Source organism: Mameliella sp. MMSF_3455 (assembly GCF_030733205.1).
Classification (GTDB): Bacteria; Pseudomonadota; Alphaproteobacteria; order Rhodobacterales; family Rhodobacteraceae; genus Antarctobacter.
The window spans coordinates 137,853-157,075 of record NZ_JASHJL010000004.1 but is presented as its reverse complement, the minus strand read 5'-3'; the positions used below and the strand labels follow the sequence as shown (position 1 = coordinate 157,075).

The following is a 19,223-nucleotide window of genomic DNA, read 5'->3' as shown; positions in this document are numbered from 1 at the left end:
TTGACGCGCCCGCGAAAGCCCGGCACATGCCCTGCCATGACCAAGCTCGCCCTCATAACCGGCGCCTCTCGTGGCCTGGGCTTTGCCCTGGCCGAGGCCCTTGCGCCCGATCATCACATCATCGCCGTGGCCCGTACCGTTGGCGGGCTCGAAGAGCTCGACGACCGCATCAAGGCAAAGGGCGGACAAGCCACCCTGGCGCCGATGGATGTCACCGATCGCGACGCGATGGCCCACCTGTGCCGTTCGATCCACGACCGGTGGTCGCCCCAGACGCCCGAGGGCGAGGGCACGCTGGCGCTCTGGGCACATACGGCGGTCCATGCCAGCGCACTGACCCCTGCCATTCATATCGATCCGAAGGAATGGCAGAAGTCGCTGGCCACAAATGCCGACGCAATGGGCCACCTGGTGCCCTTCGTCGCGCCCCTGCTGGGCGCCACCGGGCAGGCGCTGTTCTTCGACGATCCCGTGAAGGGGCAGAAATTCTACGGTCTCTACGGCACCACAAAGGCCGCGCAGATCGCCCTGGCCCGCAGCTGGGCCGCGGAATCCGAACGCACCGGCCCCCGGGTTCATGTGCTGGAACCGCGCCCGATGGCCACCGCCGTCCGGGCCCGCTTTCATCCGGGTGAAAACCGCGACGCCCTGGCCACGCCAGAGGCAGAGGCGGCGCGCCTGCTGGCCACACTGGCCTGACAATTCGTGGCTTCGGCACCTCGCCCGTGAGGTGCCGGACGCAACCGGCCATCATAGGGTTGCAACGCAGGCGCCCCAGCCCCTAGAGAAGAACAAACCAGCACGGGCACGCCTTTCATGCGCATTCTCATCACCAACGACGACGGCATCAACGCGCCGGGTCTCAAGGTTCTTTCCGACATCGCCGCCGACCTGGCCGGACCTTCGGGCGAGGTCTGGACCGTCGCCCCCGCCTTTGAACAATCGGGCGTGGCGCATTGCATCTCCTACAGCCACCCGACGATGATCGCCCAGTTGGGCGAACGCACCTATGCCGCCGAGGGCAGCCCCGCGGACTGCGTGCTGGCCGGGTTGCACGACGTGCTGAAGGACAATCCGCCGGACCTGGTACTGTCGGGCGTGAACCGGGGCAACAACTCTGCCGAAAACGCGCTTTATTCCGGCACGCTGGGCGGCGCGATGGAGGCCGCACTGCAGGGTCTGCCCGCCATTGCGCTGTCACAATACTACGGCCCCGCAAACGCCCAGGCCAACAATCCTTTCGAGGCCTCGGCGAAGCATGGCGCCGCCACGGTGCGTGCCATTCTGGCCGCCGATCCGGCCCACGCGGGTGGCTACCGCCGTTTCTACAACGTGAACTTCCCGCCGGTTCCGGCCGCCGACGTGGCAGGCACCACCGTCGCGCCACAGGGCCTGCGCCGCGACACTCGCTTTTCGGTCGAGGCGACACATTCCCCGTCCGGCCGGCGATTCCTCTGGGTGCGCGGCGGCGACCAACGGGCCCCGACCGACAGCGGCACCGACGCGAACATGAACCTCAAGGGTTGGATCACGGTCACGCCGATGCTGGCCGACCTGACCGACCACGCCGCGCTGAACAGCCTGAAAGACGCCTTTTCATGAGCTTCGACGCCGAAGCCAAGATGCAATTCCTGTTTGCGCTGCGCTCCAAGGGCGTGACGGACAAAGCCGTGCTGAACGCAATGGAACGCGTCGACCGCGGGCGGTTCATCCAGGGCTATTTCACCGACCGCGCCTATGACGACATGCCCTTGCCCATTGCCTGTGGGCAGACCATCTCTCAGCCCTCGGTCGTGGGCCTGATGACCCAGGCACTGAAGATCGGACCGCGCGACAAGGTGCTGGAGGTGGGCACCGGCTCCGGCTACCAGGCGGCGATCCTGTCCCAGCTGGCACGGCGGGTCTACACGGTCGACCGGCACCGACGGCTGGTCCATGCGGCGCGGGCAGTTTTCGACGCGCTGGAACTGTCCAATATCACCGCCTTCACCGCCGATGGGTCCTTCGGATTGCCCGACCAGGCGCCCTTTGACCGCATTATTGTGACTGCAGCCGCCGAAGACCCGCCCGGCCCCCTATTGGCGCAACTGAAGATTGGCGGTATCATGGTCGTGCCGGTGGGCCAGTCCGACGCCGTGCAAAGCCTGATCCGCGTGACGCGGACGGACAGCGGGTACGAGTATCACGAGATGCGCCCGGTGCGTTTCGTTCCGCTGGTCGAAGGGCTTGGCAAGGACTGACCGCGTGGCGCGGTGTCGGACAGGCGCCGCCAACCTGTGACGCCCCGGAGACAAGGGGTGCATGTGAGGATATCGAGATGAGACTTGCCTCCCGCCCCATGACGGCGCTTGCCCTTGTTGCCATGCTTTCCGCCTGTTCCGACGGGCTCGATTTCGACCTGCGCGGCGGGATCGGTGGCGGCGTCGACACGACCGATGCCGCGCTCAAGGCCACCACAGACCGGCCCGAGCCGGACAACCGCGGCATCATTTCCTACCCCAGCTACCAGGTCGCCGTCGCCCAGCGGGGTGACACGCTGGCCGACGTGGCCGCGCGCATCGGTCTGCCCGCGGACGAGCTGGGCCGTTACAACGGCATCCGCCCGAACGATCCGCTGCGCCAGGGCGAAATCGTCGCCCTGCCTCGTCGCGTGGCCGAACCCTCGCCCTCTACCGGCGCGACGACCACCGGCCCGATCCGCCCGCCGTCCAGCGTGGACGTGACCACCCTGGCCTCCAACGCCATCGACGGCGCGCCGGACACCTCGCGCCGCTCCGCCGACCCGCAGACCGGCGTCGAACCCGTCCGTCACAAGGTCGCCCGCGGCGAGACCGCCTTTACCATCGCCCGGCTCTACAACGTGTCGCCACGCGCCCTGTCCGAGTGGAACGGGTTGGACCGGGATTTCTCGATCCGGGAGGGCCAGTTCCTGCTGATCCCCGTCGCCAAGCCGACGGAGCCGCGCAGCAGCGAACCCGCAACCACGCCCCCGGGGTCGGGTTCGCCCACGCCGGTGCCCCCCTCGGCGGCCGCGCCCCTGCCTGCCGAGACACCGGAACCCCGCGGCACAGCAGATCCGACGCCCAAGCCCGAGGAACCCGTGGCCGACATCGGCCAGAACAAGGCCAAGGCCAAGGCCAGCATGACCATGCCGGTACAGGGAGCGATCATCCGCGAATACAACCCCGGCTCGAACCCCGGCATCGACATCAGCGCATCGCCCGGCACGCCGGTTTCGGCCGCAGCCGCCGGGTCGGTCATCAGCGTGTCGAAAAAGACCAACGGGTCCAGCTTCATCATCGTCCGTCACCCGGACAACGTGAACACCGTCTACCTGAACGTGGCCGACATCAGCGTCAGTGTCGGCGACTCCGTCAGCCGAGGGCAACAGATCGCCCGCGTCGCCCCGGGCGAGGTCGGCTTCCTGCACTTCGAGGTGCGCCAGGGCCTCGACAGCGCAGACCCGATGTCCTACCTGCGCTGATTTCGCAATGGATAGGCAGGCCCCGCTGCTCAGCGACGGGGCCCGTCTATTCACAGCCCGACGGTTTCAATCCGGATCTGGTCCTTTGGACCAAAGCGCGACATGCGCGGGTGCCGGGAAACGCACGCTGCCATCCGCGTCGACGAACCGGCTCAACCGCTGCTCCGCAGCCGCGACCAGCGCCTCGAATCCTGCGTCATCGATGAACTCCGACAGGGTCCATCCGCGTACATCCGTGCGTACCCAATCCCGGATCGAGGCAAAGCGCGCCGTCCCGGTCGGGGTCGTGACACGCGCTCCGCCCAAGCCGCCCGCCTCAAGCACCTCTGAAAAGGCCGTCAGGTCGCCCAGAACAAAGGGCGCGCGCAGCGCCCCGGCGGCGTCGGCGCCGAACATCTCTTCGATCAGCGCGATCATGGCGGCATAACCCGGCGAATTCGCTGCGCGGTCCCAGACCGACAGGGCAATCCTGCCGCCGGGCCGCAGCACGCGCCGCATTTCGCCAAGCGCCGCGACGCGATCGTCAAAGAACATCAGGCCGAACTGGCACAGCACGATGTCAAAGCTCTCCGGCGGAAAGGGCAGTTCTTCGGCCCCGCCTTCCTCCCAGGTGATGCCATCTCCATGAGAGCGGGCCACGGAAATCATGCCGTCGTTGCGGTCGATCCCTGTTACATGTCCCGCGTCACCGGCCCGGCGCGCCGCCTCTCGGGTCGTGGCCCCTGTTCCGCAGGCAACGTCCAGAACGCGATTGCCCTTCGCGATCCCGGCCGCATCACACAATGGCCCGGCCCAGGCGCCGAACAGGGCCGGCACAAAGAAGGCGTCATAGATTTCGGCAGCCGAGGTCGACAATTGCCCGGCTGTTGCAGTGGATGTGGTCATGGCTCCCCCTCCGAGGCTGTTGGAACACATCCCTAAGGTGACGTAGACGCCCCTGTCCGGTATAGTCCAAGATCTGTAGCAAGGAGGGCCGGCGTGAAAACCTACGGCCAGTTCTGTCCGGTCGCCAAGGCGGCAGAGCTCTTTTGCGAGCGTTGGAATGCGCTGATCATTCGCGATCTTGCCGCCGGCCCGCGCCGCTTCAGCGCGCTGCAACGCGGTGTGCCGCTGATGTCCCCTTCCTTGCTGTCCTCCCGCCTGAAATGGCTCATCGAGGAAGGCGTCATCGAACGCTGCGAGCTGGGAGACAAGCACGCCGGCTACCGCCTGACCGAAGCCGGGGCCGAGTTCATACCGCTGGTCGAGGCCCTTGGCATCTGGGGCCAGCGCTGGACCCGCCGGGCGCTCGAGGAACACGAAATCGACCTTGGCCTGCTTGTCTGGGGGCTCGAAAGCGGGACCGATCCCGGTGCATTCGGCGGCAGGCGCTGCCTGATCCGGCTCGACCTGACCGACCAGATCACTGCCAAGCGCTACTGGTGGTTCCTGAACCAGAAAGGCACCTGCGAACTCTGCGTCGAGGACCCGGGCGGCGAGGTGAACCTCTACCTGGCCTGTACCCTGCCGGATGCAATATACCTCCTGCGCGGAGACATCACCCCCGGCAAGGCAATCGACACCCAGCGGCTGGAGGTGCTCGGGGACGGCTGGGCCCGGGCGCATTTCACCGACTGGCTCAACCTTGGTCCGCTGACACAGATCCGATCACGCCACGACGACGAGGCCCGGAACCTCAGCCCAGAGACACGCCCTTCCGACCCGCCAGATCCGTAAAGAACTGCCAGGCCACCCTGCCCGACCGCGCCCCGCGCGTCGCCTGCCATTCGACCGCCTCGGCGCGCAGCTCTTCCTCGGCCACGCTGACACCATAGGCATCGCAATAGCCCCGGATCATCTCCAGGTACTCGTCCTGCGAACAGGGGTGAAAGCCCAGCCACAATCCGAAACGATCCGAGAGAGAGACCTTCTCCTCGACCGCCTCTGACGGGTTGATGGCCGTGGACCGTTCGTTCTCGATCATGTCGCGCGGCATCAGGTGGCGGCGGTTGGAGGTGGCATAGAACAGCACGTTCTCGGGCCGCCCTTCGATCCCGCCGTCCAGCACCGCCTTGAGGCTCTTGTAGTGCTCGTCATCGTGGCTGAACGACAGGTCGTCACAGAACAGAACAAAGCGATGCTCGGTGACCCGCAGCACGTTCAGCAGCCGACCGACAGAGGCCAGATCCTCGCGCTGCAGCTCGACCAGTTTCAGGTCATGCCCCTCGGCGCGCACGGCGGCGTGGATCGCCTTGACGATGCTCGACTTGCCCATGCCCCGCGCCCCCCAGAGGAGCGCGTTGTTGGCCGGCAGACCGCGCGCGAACTGGCGGGTGTTTTCCAGCAGCGTATCCCGCGACCGATCGATCCCGACCAGCAGTTCCAGCGGGATGCGGTTGACCTGTGGCACCGGCACCAGCCGGTCGGGTTCAACATGCCAGACAAAGGCCTCAGCCCCGTCGAATTCAGGCTCCGCCTGCGGTGCGGGCGACATCCGTTCCAGTGCCGCGGCGATGCGTTCCAGCGCCGCGGTTCTCTTGCCTTTCATACCGCTCATTTCTGGCGGCCCTCGCCTTCTTCGAATTCTTCCTCGTCGAACTCGTCCATCAGCGGGTCGTTCTCGGTGTCCGGTTCTTCCTCGAACCACAGGCCCTGCGCCTTGAGATCGGCCTCGCGCTTTTTCTCGACCCGGCGCACCAGGATGATCGAGATCTCGTAGAGACCGTAGACCACCGTGAAAAGGATCACCTGCGTGACCACGTCCGGCGGTGTCACCAGCGCGGCCAGCACCAGGATGCCGACCATCGCGTATTTTCGCACGCTGCCCAGGCCATCGGCCGAGACAAGCCCGGCCTTGCCCATCAGCGTCAGCAGGACCGGCAACTGGAAGCAAAGACCAAAGGCCATGATGAAAACAAGCGATGTCTGCAGGCTTTCGTTGACCTTGCCGAAGAAGGTGATCTTCAGCCCCTCGGTGGTCTCTGGCACCACGGCGGCCGCGATCCCGTCCGGGTCGACCGTGCCCGACATGAGATTGGCAAAGACCGACGGCGCATCTGTGAAGCCCAGGAAAAAGGCCATCGCCAGCGGCGTCACAACGAAATGCGCAAAGCTCGCCCCCAGCAGGAACATGACCGGCGAGGCAACGAGGAAGGGCAGAAAGGCGCTTTTCTCGGACCGGTAGAGGCCCGGCGCCACGAAACGCCACATCTGGTGCGCGATGACTGGAAAGGCCATCGCGAAGCCAAAGACCAGGCCGATGCGGAACAGCACGAACAGGTACTCCTGCGGGCTTGTGTATTGCAACGTCGGCGAGGGGTCCCCCAGCGCGCGCAGCGTCGTCTCGATGGGGACCAGCAGGAACCGCAGGATGTGTTCGGCGATGAAATCGCCGCCCAGCGGGATGAAACAGATGCAGATACCGATCAGCAGTGCCACCACCGACCGGATCAACCGCGTGCGCAGTTCTGCCAGATGCTCGATCAGCGGGGCCGAGCTGTCCTCGATCTCGTCCTGGGCATTGTTCATGCCGTCTTGTCCCCTTCGTCCGGGGCCGCCTTGGGCGCGGCCGCCTCATCGGAGGCCTGCAGAGAAGCCTCCAGTTCCTCGGCCCGGCGCGCGGCCTCTTCGGCCTCGCGCTGCTTGCGCTCAGCGGCCTTGCGCGCGGCGTTGGCCTCGATCTTCTTCTTGGCCTCGTCGCGTTCCTTGGCCAGTTTGCCGGTCTCGCTGTCCGGGTCCAGGTTGGTCATGGACTTGGCGGCGTCCTTGACGCCGTCCATCGCGCTGCTGACCGGGTTCGTGGCCGTCTTGAAAGTCTTGGCCACGTCGCGCACGCCGGTTTCATCCGCCGCATCGTTCATCGCGCGGCTGAACTCGCGCGCCATGCCGCGCGCCTTGCCCATGAACCGGCCGACGTTGCGAAAGAGCACCGGCAGGTCCTTGGGACCGACGATGATCAGCGCAACGATGCCGATGACCAGCAGTTCGCCGAAGCCGAGATCGAACATGGTGACTTACACCTTGTCCTTGTCTTTGGCTTCCTCTTCGGGCGTGACGTCCTTGGCCTCTTCGGCCTTCTGGTCTTCCAGCTCCTGCTGGCCGTCGCTCACGCCCTTCTTGAAGGCGGTGATGCCTTTGCCCACCTCGCCCATCAGCGACGAGATCTTGCCGCGGCCGAACAGCACCAGCACGACAACGGCGATCAGCAGAAGGCCGGGAAGGCCGATGTTTCCGATACCCATGATATCTCTCCTCAGGTCGGCGGAGGCCGCACCGGCTCCGCGCATCAATGCCACTGCGGCTATCTAAAGGGACTTTCAGCCCCGAAAAAGGGCCAAAGCGCAGTGCTCGCGCACTCGTTTTGTCATGAGCTTGTCAGTTGTCAGGATTTTGTCAGTATGTCCGTAGGAATTTGCCCGGAATCGGGTGCCCGGATACGGGCCGACAGGCCCGTGTGCCGGCGTCTCCGACCGGTTGGACAAGCGAAAGGACGCAGGCGGATGAACCGCAAGGACCGGCTCTACGCGCTGACCCAGCGCCTGCGCGACGGCAAGCTGCACACCGCCGAGGCGATGGCACAGGATCTTGGCGTCTCGGTGCGCACGATCTACCGCGACATGGAGGTACTGGCCGCCTCCGGGGTGCCGGTCGAGGGCGCGCGCGGATACGGCTACACGGTGCAAGCGGCGATCACCCTGCCACCGCTGAACCTGACCGAAGATGAGCTGGAGGCGCTGCACCTCGCATTGGCCGCGCTGGGAGCCTCCGACCTGCCGGAACAGGCCGGGGCGGCGCGCTCCCTGGCGGCCAAGATCGAGGCGGTCCTGCCCGAGGATGCGGGCCCCGCGCCCGCCCCTTTCGGATTTGCCACGGAATCCTTTGCCGAGGCGGCGCGCGGTTTCGTCCATATGCCGGTGATCCGCGCCGCGATCCGCGCACGTCAGCGCCTGCGGGTGAACACCGCTGGCAAGAGCCACGACATCCGCCCCCTGCACCTGGACTACTTCGGCCGTGTCTGGACCTGTGTCGGCTGGGACGAAACCGAGGCGCGCTTCCTCAGCCTCCGCGTCGACCGGATCGACGATCTCACGCCGCTGCCCGGCTTGTTCGTGGACGAACCGGGCAAGACGCTGGCCGACTGGCGGCGCGGCACATCCAGGTGAGCCGGACATGAAGCGACCCCGGTGCCGTGGAACGGCACCGGGGTCTTCTGGTCAGGCGCGGTCGGGAGAAAATGGGGATGACCGCGCTTGGACCAGCCCGAAATCAGTACTTGTAGGCCGAACCGCCGTAGCCGCCCGAGTAGCCCCCGGTATAGCCGCCGCTGTGACCGGCATAGCCACCGCCATAGCCCAGGGTCGGCACCTTCTTGTGGCTGCCAAAAGCGGGCGCCTTGTAGCCGTGGCCCTTGGCCGGCTTGTAGCTGTCATGGCCGCCGTTGTAGCCGGTCTTGACGTCCTGGTAGCCACTGACGATGCAGGTCCAGGGCGCGCTCTGGTCGCCGCCGATCTTGATGATCTCGCGGGAGAAGGTCGAGAACTCGTTGGTGGTCTTGGCGTAATTCTGCACGCACTCCATCTGCCCGACATAGGCGGTGTTCCAGTCGGCATAGCCGTAGCTTTCATGCGCCGCGGCGGTCCATGTCTGGATGGTCACGATCTTGGCTTGCTGCTGGGAATGGCCATAGCCCATCGCGGTGATCTTGTCCCCCTGCCCTGCGGCAGCGGAGGTGGCGGTCAGGGCGAGGGCGGCGAAGGCGATCTTGGCAAAGTTTTTCACGGGTCTGTTCCTTTGAATAAAGTGCTTGGTCCTGGGTCCTTGGTCCGTCCGGGGCGGTTGCGTCCTGCCTTGGTCCGAACGTCGAATATGAGACGCAAGATAGGCGGTGATCCTTGGGGCGCGCAGGTGTGGAAAACCCCCGCTCTCCGACAAGCCCCTGAAATCGCTTAGAAGATCCCCAAAATAAATCGCGATCGAACAGAAAAAAGCCCCGCGTCCGGTGTGGACGCGGGGCTGATCTTGACCGTCTGGCCTTGCCGTGGATCAGGCGGAGGCCCGGTAGATATTGTCGATGTTCGCCGCCAGCGCCGCGTTGAATTCCGCATCCGACATCTGCTTGGTCAGCCCCTCGGCCAAGGCGCGGCTGAACGAGGCAATCATCTTGGGCTGGCGCGCAAGGCGCTCACAGGCTTCCTCGGTGGAATACCCCCCGGACAGGGCCACCACGCGGATCACGCGGGGATGGTCGGCCAGCTCGTCGTAAAGACCATCCTCGGAGGGGATCGTCAGTTTCAACATCACGTTTTGACCCTCGGCCAGCTGATCAAGATGCGCCTTGATCTCGGCCTTGAGCAGCGCCTCTGCCTCGGCCTTGGTCGCCGAGTTGATGTCGACTTCGGGTTCCAGGATCGGCACCAGACCCGCCGCAACGACGGTCTTGCCCAGTTCGAACTGCTGCGCGACGATCGCCTTGATGCCTTCGGGGTTCGCCTCGTGAATGACAGAGCGCTCCTTGGTGCCGAAGATACCGAACTCGGCCGCCTCTTCCAGGGTTTCCTTAATCCCCGGGATCGGCTTCATCATCTGGACGCCGTTTGCCTTGTCCTCCAGCCCCTTGTCGATCTTGAGGAAAGGCACGATGCCGCGCACGTCCCAGAGCGCCTGCGGCGTCGGCCGGCCTTCGACCTCGCCGCGCATTGTACGCTCGAACAGGATGGCACCGATGACCTTGGCATTGGTGAAATCCGGGGCCGTGATGATTCGGCTGCGCATCTTGTGGATCTCGCCGAACATGGCGTCTTCGCCGTCATACATGTCTTCGGTCACGCCATAGAGGCGCAGCGCCTTGGGCGTCGACCCCCCGGACTGATCCAGCGCGGCGATGAATCCCGCTCCGGTGCGCATCTGTTCGACCTGTTTGGCAAAGGTGGCGGCGTCCTGTCCCATGAAATCCTCGTGTGATGAGAAGAAAGGCGTTTATTTGCTTCGATAGCGCAGGCGGTGCGATGGGTATAGTGGCCACGACAATGGTTATCGCTAACTGCGACCCACAGACGGTTTTTCGCGGTTTTTTCGCCTCAACGACGCGTCACCCGCAGCCAGATCCCGTCGCGCGACCGAACGGTCAGGTGCGCCTCTGGCACCGGTTCGCACCCATCGACAGGATCCACCCGGAGGTCACGTAGGATCAGCGAAAGCAGCAAGACACCTTCGACCATCGCGAACCCCGCCCCGGTGCAGACACGCGGCCCGGCGGAAAAGGGCATGTAGGCCACGCGCCCGCAACGCTTGCCGTTCTCGGTCTGCCAGCGGGCAGGATCGAACCCGTCCGGGTTGTCCCACAACGCCTCGTGGCGGTGCAGATGCCAAGGGCTGAGCACCATTTGCGATCCCTTGGCAATGTCGCGGTCGCGGAACCGTTCCGGACAGGTGGTTTCGCGCACCATCATCGGGACCGGCGGATAGAGACGCAGCGCCTCGCGGAACACGTCGCGCGACATGCGCAATTTCGAGATGTCGGCGAAATCGCAACTGTTCAGAACCTGTGCCTCTGCGGCGACGCGATCCTGCCAGTCGGGATGCGTGGCCAAGAGGTACAGCGCCCACCCCAGGGCCGAGGCGCTGGTCTCATGACCGGCAAGGAAAAAGATCGCCACCTGGTCGACCATCTCTTCTGCGCTGAAGGTCTGGCCCGTCTCGGGATCGCGTGTCGTCATGATCTTGGTGGCCAGATCGTCGGGCGCGGTCCCGGCGGCGATGGCCCTTTGCCGGTCTTCGGTCAGGCGGGTGATGAGAGTGCGAATCCGCAGCGCGGCGGCCTTGGTATCGCGCCGGAAAAACCTTGGCATCCAGCGCGGCACGGGGACAAAGGCGGCCAGGTTCAGGATCGGCTGGCTGCGCTGGTAGGCACGGAACTCGTGAAAGACCTCCTGCGCGATCTCATCCTCGATCGGGATGGAAAACAGGGTGCGAAAGATCACGTCCGCCGCCGCGTGACTGGCGATCTCTTCGATTTCCACCTCTTCCCCGGCTCGCGCCGTCAAACGCGCCAGCGCCGACTGCGCAGCGTCCCACATGGCAGGATAGGTCTCGCGCAGGCGCCCGCCCTCGAAGGCCGGGTCGATGATGCGTCTTTGCCGCTGCCAGGTGTCACCGTTGGTCAGGAAGACGGACTCGCCCAGCAGCGGCCGCAGCCCCTCGCCGATGCGGTCGGACTTGGGGAAGTCCATCGGGCGGTCCTTGAGCACCGTCTTCACCAGGTCCGGCTGGTTCAGCAGGTAGGACCGGAAGAAGGGCGTGCGGAACTCGGCCATCTTGGCACGGTACAGTCGCGAGGGCTGGGCCGAGAGGATGTCCTGCCGAAAGAGTTTGACGTAGCGCCAGAGCGAGACCCTGTCAGGCCGCGCCGCCGGTTTCGGTGGGGTCATGCGGCAATGCTCGTGTATTTCGACACCGCCACGTCGATCCGGCTGGCTGAAGGCGGACGCCCTGTATAACGGGCGCCCAGGCTGATCGGTCCGGCGGTGATCTGGAAATAATCGTAGTCCAGCGGCCGGTCGAAGGCACAAAGGTACTGGAAATGCAGGCGGAAGAACTTCCACCGCAGTTCCTGCCACCGCTCTGGCGACAGCGAACGGGTGAACTGCGCCGAAAAGACCAGCGGCCAGCGTTTGTCCTCTGGCGCCACGCCAGAAACGCTGACCGGATCGCAAAGCGCAAAGGCACAGCCGTCACCCGGCGCCGTCACATCGACCCAGGTCACATCCTCGCGCGCGCTGAGAAAGCGCAGGTCCGCCCGAAGCCGGTGCGCGTCGCGCAGGAAGGACACCATCGGCACAACCTGTCCAAGGCTGAGAAAGGCCAGTTCCGGCCCGTTGGCGGGCACGCGTCCGTCGCGGATCAGGTCGGCCAGGATCGAAACCGCAAGATGTGCACCGGAGGAATGGCCGACCACCAGCACCTCGTCCACGTCATCACGCAGCGCGGCGGCAATAATCGTGGCAAATTCGCCCATGCGCGCCTCCAGCTCGGGCGGGTTTGCCCCCCGGAAACGGGCCGAAAAGGCGTAGTCATGCATCAGGTAGTAGGCGAATAGCTTGCCGTCCTTCGCTTTGAACCAGCGCAAAAGGCCCCAGGCGGTTCCGATCCAGGCGACAAGGCCCGGAACGGTTGCGCCGATGCCCAGCCAGGGCGACAGCAATCCGAAAAGCGCAAAAACCGCCCACCCCGCCAACAGGGTCATTACCAACTGCAGCAAGAGCATTCCAATCGGGTAAAGCGCGGCAATCACCGGCCCCTTTCGCAGCCGCATCAACCGGAACAGCGCCCCGGTGGCAATGTACTCCCATGCGGTGCGGACAAGCTGACCATAGGTAGCGAGGATGGAGGTCGACATGCTGTCCCGCACGATGTCGGACCAGACCAGAACCTCGACATCTGTCGTGACCCGCTGGCCTGCCGTATCGCATGCGACGTGCCAGCCATAGAGACCGCCGGTGCGCTTGGGATTCAGCGCGATCTCATACCCGGAGATCGCCGCCTGCGCGGCGCCCTCCTTGCGGTAGAGTTCGCGGTAACGGCGAGGGTGAATCGGGTCATAGCCCGGAATGTAGAAGACCCGGCGACTTCTGACGTCCTGCGATGTTTCGGCCTGGTCAATGCCCATCGTCCGCACCTCATTGTTGCGACAATGGTAACGAGGCTTTCCGGCAAGAGTAAGGCAGCTACCCGCCTCAGCCCAGGGTCGCCAGTGCCGGGAAGGTTTCCAGCAGCCAGAAGGACAGTGCCGAGAACCCGCCCGTCAGCATCAGCAGACCGATGGTCCACAGAAGCAGGCCCATCGCCCGTTCGATCTGTTCCATGTGCCGTTTCATCCAGCCCATGACACCGCCCAGACGCGGCAGGAACGCCGCGACCAGAAGAAAGGGAATGCCCAGACCCGCCGCGTAGACCGCCAGCAGAAGCGTGCCGCGCGTCACCGAAGCCTCGGAGGCCGCAAGGCTCAGGATCGCGCCCAGTTGCGGGCCTATGCAGGGCGTCCAGCCAAAAGCGAAGGCAAGACCCAGGATATAGGCGCCAAAGGCCGAACCGCCCCGGTCGCCCGCATCCAGCCGCGCCTCGCGGTCTAGAAACCCGATCCGGTAGACGCCGACGAAATGGGCCCCAAAGACCATGACGGTGATGCCCGCAGCGGTGTTGAACCACTCCTGGTACTGCAGAAAGGCTGCCCCCACCGCCGAAGCGGCGAACCCCATCAGCAGAAAGACCGTCGACAGGCCCAGCACGAAGAATAGCGCCGGCATCAGTGCCTTGTTTCGCGTCTCACCCTCGCGGTCGCCAAGATCTGTCAGGGATACGCCACTCATGTAGGCGAGGTAAGGGGGCACGACCGGCAGAACGCAGGGGCTGAGAAAGGAAATGACACCGGCCAGAAGCGCCACGAACATGGCGGGCAAAAGCGATGCGTCGATGATCTCGATTCCGAACATGTGCCCGACATAGGCCATCGGCGCGACGGCGTCACCTGACCTCTCTGTCACATCTTCGGCATGGCGCGCGGGCGCTTTTCTTTGCCGGGACAAGCCGCTAGATCAGGTGCATGACCCATGAACTAGACGCCCTCGGCCTGCTCTGCCCCCTGCCCGTTCTGAAGGCCCGCAAACGTCTGCAGGGCATCGCCGCTGGCGAGGTGCTGGTTCTGATGACCGACGATCCGGCGGCAGTGGTGGACGTGCCGCATTTCTGTGCCGAGGCCGGGCATGTCCTTGAGGGGCACGAGGAAGAGGCCGGGAGCATAACCTGGCGCATTCGCAAGGGATAATCCGCCCTTTGCGTCGGTTTCAGTGCTGCTCGGGCGGACATCTCGCTTGGTGAGAAAGAGATTGCCTGTATAACGAATGAACTATTTGGTTGCCCGCGTGTGGTTGGCCACTCTTCAGTTTGTTTCAAAGGATACGATCATGGGCAGCTTCACGGCTACATACTCCGTCACCTATCAGAACGGTGCCCTAACGGGCGCCGCGGTCCAGGGGCCGTTCAACACGGTCTTGACGGATGGTGACGCCGACACCAGTTTCGAGATCGGCGACAGCGTCAACGCGTTCTCATATGACTATACCTACGTCGGTACGGCGGTCGTGAACGGCAAGGTCTGGCCGGTGTTCAACTGGGACTTCGATCCGACCTATGACGTCGTCTTCATGGACGAGGTCCCTGTTGGCCCACCGCCCACCTACACTGACAATGGCGCGACCTTCACCGGCGCCTGCTTTGCCCCCGGCACGCTGATCGCAACGCCCGAAGGCGAGACCGCTGTGGAGCAACTGAAGATCGGCGACCGGATCGCGACAGAGGAAAAAGGCACAACAGAGGTCGTCTGGATCGGTGTCGTGACACGGCCAACGGCGGTCGCGGGCAACGCCCTGCAGGCCGTCTGCGTCCAAGCCGGAGCCCTTGGCGGCGGCCTGCCCCACAACGATCTGACCGTCACCGCCGATCACGGGCTGATCGTGGACGGCCATGTGATCAACGCGGCGGCGTTGGTGAACGGCGACAGCATCGCATTTGTGCCGCTCTCGCAGCTGCCCGAGCATGTGACCTATTACCATGTCGAGACCGCGGCACATGAGGTCATCCTGGCCAACGGCGCCCCGGCCGAAACACTCGTGGACGCGGTCGCCCGCAGCCAGTTCGACAATTTCCAGGAATATCTAGATCTCTACGCGGCCGAGCGGGTCATTCCCGAAATGCGCCGGCCCCGCGTCTCGTCACGGCGCATGGTGCCCGCCGATATCCGCGACCGGCTGGACCGCGCGATCGAGGCGCGCCGTCTGAGCGCCTGAGCCGCAGCCCCCTCCAGAACGAAGAAGGCCCCGCCGGTTCGGCGGGGCCTTTTCTGTTTCAGCAAGTCCGGATCAGCGACCCAGGGACCACCAACCGCGCCGCTTGGGCTTGTCCTCGGCCTCGGCGGTTTCCGTCACGGGTTCGGGCGCCTCCTCGGCCACAGGCTCCGCTGGCGCTTCGGCGGTTTCCGACGCGGCCTCTGCTTCCGGGGCGTCCTCGACGGCGTCCTCGGATGCCGCGGCCGGAGCCGCAGTGGTTTCCGCGACCGGAGTCCCGACCACGGCGGCAATCACGTCAGACGCCTTGCGACGGGTGCGCGCGGGCTTGGGCTTGTCCTCGACCGTTTCGGCTGCGGCCTCGGCCGGGGCTTCGCTTACTTCGGCCTCGGGCGCTTTCGCTGTCTCTGCCACGGGCGCGACCTCGGCAGCCGGTTCCGCCGCTTCGGCGACGGGCGCTTCGGTCACTTCCGGCGTCGGCTCCGGAGTCGCTTCGGGCTTGGCCGTTTCAGCTTCGGCGTCTGCCGCCTTGTCCTGTTCGGGCTCGCTCTGGGTTTCGGCAGGCTTGCTGCGCGAGCGGCGCGACCGTGTGCGGGTCCGCTTGGGCTTGGCAGCTTCCTCACCCTCGTCGGCCTTGGGCGCATCCGCCTCTACGGCCTCAGAGGTCTTGGCCTCATCCGCTGCCTCGGCAACTTCGGCAGGCTTCTCGGCCTCCTTCGGCGCGTCGTCCTTGTCGGTGCTCCCCTCGGCGCCCGTGTCCGCCCCCTCGCCATTGTCCTTGGACTTCGACTTGCGGCGGCGGCGGCGGCGGCGCTTCTTGGGCTTGCCCTCGTCGCCGTTCTCGTCAGAGGGCGTCTCCGGCTTTTCGGCCTGGGGCGTCTCTGCCTCTTCTTCCGGTTCGGCCTCGGTGTCCTCGTCCACCTGGTCCATCAACGAGGTGTCAACCGACACCACGGGCGCGGTGGCCTCGGGCACGACGCGGGTCGCGGTCTTGAACTTCTCCATCGAAAAGTCGGGCGCGACCAGGTGCGGGTCCCCCTCGACACGTACGGACATGCCGTAACGCGCCTCGATCATGGCAACGTGCTCGCGCTTCTGGTTCATCAGGTAGTTGGCGATGCCGATGGGGCATTTCACCAGCACCTCGCGCGAGCGGCGACGCACACCTTCTTCCTCGATCTGGCGCAGGATCTGCAGCGCCATGTTGTCATCCGAGCGGATCAGACCGGTCCCGTGGCAGGCCGCGCAGGGCTGGGTCGTCGCCTCGATCATACCGGGGCGCAGACGCTGGCGCGACATTTCCAACAGACCAAAGCCGGAAATGCGGCCCACCTGGATGCGGGCGCGATCGGTCTTCAGCTTGTCCTTCAGCTTCTTCTCGACGGCGGCGTTGTTCTTGCGCTCGTCCATGTCGATGAAGTCGATGACGATCAGGCCCGCGAGGTCGCGCAGGCGCAGCTGGCGCGCCACCTCCTCGGCGGCCTCCAGGTTCGTCTTGAGCGCGGTCTCCTCGATGGAACCTTCCTTGGTCGCACGGCCCGAGTTCACGTCGATGGCCACCAGCGCCTCGGTCACGCCGATCACGATGTAACCACCGGATTTCAGTTGCACCGTCGGGTTGAACATACCGCCAAGGTAGCTTTCCACCTGATAGCGCGCGAACAGCGGCATCTGGTCAGTGTAATGCTTCACGTTCTTGGCGTGGGACGGCATGATCATCTTCATGAAGTCCTTCGCGACCCGGTATCCCCGTTCGCCTTCCACATGGACTTCGTCGATTTCGCGCGAATAAAGATCCCGGATCGAGCGCTTGATGAGGTCGCCTTCCTCGTAGATCTTGGCCGGCGCGATGCTCTTCAGCGTCAGTTCGCGGATCTGTTCCCACAAACGCTGAAGGTACTCGTAGTCACGCTTGATCTCGGTCTTGGTGCGCTTGGCCCCTGCCGTCCGGATGATCAGGCCCGCGCCCTTGGGCACGTCGATCGACTGCGCGATTTCCTTGAGCTTGGATCGGTCGGTCGCATTGGTGATCTTGCGGCTGATGCCGCCGCCACGCGCGGTGTTCGGCATGAGCACACAGTAGCGGCCTGCCAGCGACAGGTAGGTGGTCAGCGCGGCGCCCTTGTTGCCGCGCTCTTCCTTGACGACCTGCACCAGCATGATCTGGCGGACCTTGATGACCTCCTGGATCTTGTAGCGGCGCGGGCGCGGCTTGCGGACCGGGCGGATGTCCTCTTCGGTGTCGTCGTCAGCCACGGACTCGATCGAGGCGTCACGCGCCGCGGCATCGTCCTTGGCGTCCGCCTCATCCTCGTCGTCAAGCTCCTCAGAGGCCTCGTCAGCACCGTCGTCCTCGGCGGTCTCTGCAGCCACCGGGGCGGCATCGGTCTCGGCCACTTCGGCGGCTTCCGGTGTTTCGCTCTCTTCCGGCGCCACAGGATCGTCACCGGTTTCCGGGTCCTGCGAGACAACGGCGGCCTCGTCCTTGGTGCCTTCGGCAATGGGACGCGGCGGCGTTTCGCCGTCGGGTGCGTCCTCGGGCTCCGCAGCTTCGGCGGTGTCTTCGCTTTCCGGGCTCGGCACAGGCTCTGCGGCAGGGTCGGTGTCCAGCGGCGTCAGCGCCTCGGTCGCCGGAGCGGGGTCCGCGGCGGTTTCGGAGCCGGGCACCTCGGGGGTCTCAGCGGGTGCGGGCACCTCGGCCGGGGCCGGATCGGCCTCGGGATCAGGCTGCACCGGGGTCTCCACGGGCGCGGGTTCCGGCGCCGGATCGGGTTCGACCGGCGTTTCCTGAGGGGCCGGATCAGCAGCGTCCGGTTCTTCGACCGGGGTCTCGTGCACGGTTTCCATCGGCGACAGGCCCTCACCCGGCGCACCGGTTTCAAGGTCGTCGTTCAGGTCGATGGTTTCCATGCCGCTGGGTTCGCGCGGCTTGGTCTCCTTGGCGGTTTCGGCCGGCTTGTCAGCCTTTTCTGCCTTGTCCGTCTTGTCGGATGCCTTCGTCGACCGCTTGCGCGAGCGCGAGCGGGACTTCTTGGGTTTATCCTCTTCCTCGGCAGCGGCGCGCGCGGCCTCTTCCTCTTCTTCCATCAGCGCCTGACGGTCGGCGATGGGGATCTGGTAATAGTCGGGGTGGATTTCCGAGAAGGCCAGGAAACCGTGACGGTTGCCGCCGTAATCGACGAACGCCGCCTGCAGCGAGGGTTCGACCCGCGTGACCTTGGCTAGATAGATGTTGCCGGCGAGCTGCCGCTTGTTCTCGGACTCGAAGTCGAATTCCTCGACCTTGTTTCCGTCCACCACCACGACGCGGGTCTCTTCCGCGTGGGTGGCATCGATGAGCATTTTCTTTGCCATGTTATCCGTTTGCACACCCAACGCACCGCCGGCCCCGGGGGGCGCGCGGCGGTTGAAGCGTGTCTTGTCTGGGCGAGATGGTGCGCGATGGCATGGCGGGAAACCGATGTCCCTGCCTCATGCCTCATGTCAGTCGCGCGCTTCATCGCGGTTCTTCTCCGACGCGCGTCTACGGCATTGGGCCGGGACGGCGCCCATTCATTGCGCCCGTCGCTTGTGGCGGTCCGGGCAGGGACTATGGCCTTGCGGCCCGATCGGTCTGGCCGGGTCCGATATGTCAGGGTCCACGGTCAGCGAAATCTTCGGCGCGGCATGTTCTGCGCGCGACCTAACCGCTAACATAAGGCCAGCGGGATGGGAATGACAATAGCGATTGCGACGCGCGCAGCCCCACGCACCGCTCTCGGCGCGTTTCAAAGGCCTCTCGCAGCGTCAGGCCGCTTGGCCCGTGAGCGCGGTGATGCCTTGCACCTCTGCCGCAGCAAACGACCACGATCGAGATCGAGCGGATCCGGCTCACCTGTGCCGACAGGCCTTGCGGCCCGACGGTCCGACACCGGCTCAACCGA

19 protein-coding genes are annotated in these 19,223 nt (G+C 65.2%); 8 read left to right on the top strand and 11 right to left on the bottom strand.

Annotated features, from left to right (window positions below; translation table 11 throughout):
* Positions 1 to 36: 36 nt before the first annotated feature.
* From RBB42_RS04105 to RBB42_RS04090, 4 genes are all read left to right on the top strand, one after another.
* Positions 37 to 699, top strand: a complete 663-nt coding sequence (locus RBB42_RS04105) for an SDR family NAD(P)-dependent oxidoreductase (RefSeq protein ID WP_305968237.1) — start codon at positions 37 to 39, stop codon at positions 697 to 699.
* 117 nt (positions 700 to 816) lie between these two features.
* The gene (surE, locus tag RBB42_RS04100) at positions 817 to 1,602 is read left to right on the top strand and encodes a 5'/3'-nucleotidase SurE (RefSeq protein WP_305968236.1); all 786 of its coding nucleotides are present in this window, start codon (positions 817 to 819) and stop codon (positions 1,600 to 1,602) included.
* On the top strand, positions 1,599 to 2,240 hold the full coding sequence (locus RBB42_RS04095; RefSeq protein WP_305968235.1) for a protein-L-isoaspartate(D-aspartate) O-methyltransferase: 642 nt from the start codon (positions 1,599 to 1,601) through the stop codon (positions 2,238 to 2,240). The genes surE and RBB42_RS04095 overlap by 4 nt, the downstream gene beginning before the upstream one ends.
* A 77-nt stretch (positions 2,241 to 2,317) precedes the next feature.
* Complete coding sequence (locus RBB42_RS04090) at positions 2,318 to 3,484, top strand: peptidoglycan DD-metalloendopeptidase family protein (protein WP_305968234.1); 1,167 nt, start codon at positions 2,318 to 2,320, stop codon at positions 3,482 to 3,484.
* A 66-nt stretch (positions 3,485 to 3,550) separates the two neighbouring features.
* Here RBB42_RS04090 and RBB42_RS04085 read toward each other — a convergent pair whose 3' ends face one another.
* Positions 3,551 to 4,369 carry a methyltransferase domain-containing protein gene (locus RBB42_RS04085; RefSeq protein WP_305968233.1) on the bottom strand — a complete coding sequence of 273 codons (819 nt, stop codon included), beginning with the start codon at positions 4,367 to 4,369 and terminating at the stop codon, positions 3,551 to 3,553.
* 93 nt (positions 4,370 to 4,462) lie between these two features.
* On the opposite strand from RBB42_RS04085, the gene RBB42_RS04080 reads away from it, so the two are divergent.
* Positions 4,463 to 5,200: a winged helix-turn-helix transcriptional regulator gene (locus RBB42_RS04080; RefSeq protein ID WP_305968232.1), complete on the top strand. Its 738-nt coding sequence runs from the start codon at positions 4,463 to 4,465 to the stop codon at positions 5,198 to 5,200.
* Here the strand turns inward: RBB42_RS04080 and RBB42_RS04075 are convergent.
* From RBB42_RS04075 to tatA, 4 genes are read right to left on the bottom strand one after another with little or no spacing between them, the layout of a single operon-like run.
* The gene (locus tag RBB42_RS04075) at positions 5,160 to 6,011 is read right to left on the bottom strand and encodes an ATP-binding protein (protein WP_305968231.1); all 852 of its coding nucleotides are present in this window, start codon (positions 6,009 to 6,011) and stop codon (positions 5,160 to 5,162) included. The genes RBB42_RS04080 and RBB42_RS04075 overlap by 41 nt on opposite strands.
* Positions 6,012 to 6,016: 5 nt before the next feature.
* The gene (tatC, locus tag RBB42_RS04070; RefSeq protein WP_305968230.1) at positions 6,017 to 6,991 is read right to left on the bottom strand and encodes a twin-arginine translocase subunit TatC; all 975 of its coding nucleotides are present in this window, start codon (positions 6,989 to 6,991) and stop codon (positions 6,017 to 6,019) included.
* A complete protein-coding gene (tatB, locus tag RBB42_RS04065; protein WP_305968229.1) occupies positions 6,988 to 7,470 on the bottom strand; it encodes a Sec-independent protein translocase protein TatB in 483 nt (160 codons plus the stop codon). Before tatB ends, tatC begins: the two co-directional genes overlap by 4 nt.
* A 6-nt stretch (positions 7,471 to 7,476) precedes the next feature.
* Positions 7,477 to 7,704 carry a twin-arginine translocase TatA/TatE family subunit gene (tatA, locus tag RBB42_RS04060; RefSeq protein ID WP_305968228.1) on the bottom strand — a complete coding sequence of 76 codons (228 nt, stop codon included), beginning with the start codon at positions 7,702 to 7,704 and terminating at the stop codon, positions 7,477 to 7,479.
* 258 nt (positions 7,705 to 7,962) lie between these two features.
* Here tatA and RBB42_RS04055 point away from each other — a divergent pair, with 258 nt between their 5' ends.
* Complete coding sequence (locus tag RBB42_RS04055; protein WP_305968227.1) at positions 7,963 to 8,625, top strand: helix-turn-helix transcriptional regulator; 663 nt, start codon at positions 7,963 to 7,965, stop codon at positions 8,623 to 8,625.
* Between the two features lie 103 nt (positions 8,626 to 8,728).
* On the opposite strand, the gene RBB42_RS04050 is transcribed toward RBB42_RS04055, so the two are convergent.
* The 5 genes from RBB42_RS04050 to RBB42_RS04030 form a co-directional block, all read right to left on the bottom strand.
* Positions 8,729 to 9,241 (bottom strand): hypothetical protein, encoded by a 513-nt coding sequence (locus RBB42_RS04050; protein WP_305968226.1) that lies wholly within the window; start codon positions 9,239 to 9,241, stop codon positions 8,729 to 8,731.
* Between the two features lie 264 nt (positions 9,242 to 9,505).
* Entirely contained in the window at positions 9,506 to 10,408 is a 903-nt protein-coding gene (locus RBB42_RS04045) for a fructose bisphosphate aldolase (RefSeq protein WP_305968225.1), read from the bottom strand.
* Positions 10,409 to 10,539: 131 nt separating this feature from the next.
* Positions 10,540 to 11,889, bottom strand: a complete 1,350-nt coding sequence (locus RBB42_RS04040; protein WP_305968224.1) for a cytochrome P450 — start codon at positions 11,887 to 11,889, stop codon at positions 10,540 to 10,542.
* Positions 11,886 to 13,127, bottom strand: a complete 1,242-nt coding sequence (locus RBB42_RS04035) for a hypothetical protein (RefSeq protein WP_305968223.1) — start codon at positions 13,125 to 13,127, stop codon at positions 11,886 to 11,888. Before RBB42_RS04035 ends, RBB42_RS04040 begins: the two co-directional genes overlap by 4 nt.
* Before the next feature lie 67 nt (positions 13,128 to 13,194).
* Entirely contained in the window at positions 13,195 to 13,950 is a 756-nt protein-coding gene (locus RBB42_RS04030; RefSeq protein ID WP_305968305.1) for a cytochrome c biogenesis CcdA family protein, read from the bottom strand.
* 110 nt (positions 13,951 to 14,060) lie between these two features.
* Here RBB42_RS04030 and RBB42_RS04025 point away from each other — a divergent pair, with 110 nt between their 5' ends.
* Together RBB42_RS04025 and RBB42_RS04020 are read left to right on the top strand one after the other, a co-directional pair.
* Positions 14,061 to 14,282 carry a sulfurtransferase TusA family protein gene (locus RBB42_RS04025; protein ID WP_305968222.1) on the top strand — a complete coding sequence of 74 codons (222 nt, stop codon included), beginning with the start codon at positions 14,061 to 14,063 and terminating at the stop codon, positions 14,280 to 14,282.
* A gap of 139 nt (positions 14,283 to 14,421) precedes the next feature.
* Complete coding sequence (locus tag RBB42_RS04020; protein ID WP_305968221.1) at positions 14,422 to 15,303, top strand: Hint domain-containing protein; 882 nt, start codon at positions 14,422 to 14,424, stop codon at positions 15,301 to 15,303.
* A gap of 72 nt (positions 15,304 to 15,375) precedes the next feature.
* On the opposite strand, the gene RBB42_RS04015 is transcribed toward RBB42_RS04020, so the two are convergent.
* Positions 15,376 to 18,654, bottom strand: a complete 3,279-nt coding sequence (locus RBB42_RS04015; RefSeq protein ID WP_305968220.1) for an Rne/Rng family ribonuclease — start codon at positions 18,652 to 18,654, stop codon at positions 15,376 to 15,378.
* Positions 18,655 to 19,223: the final 569 nt, after the last annotated feature.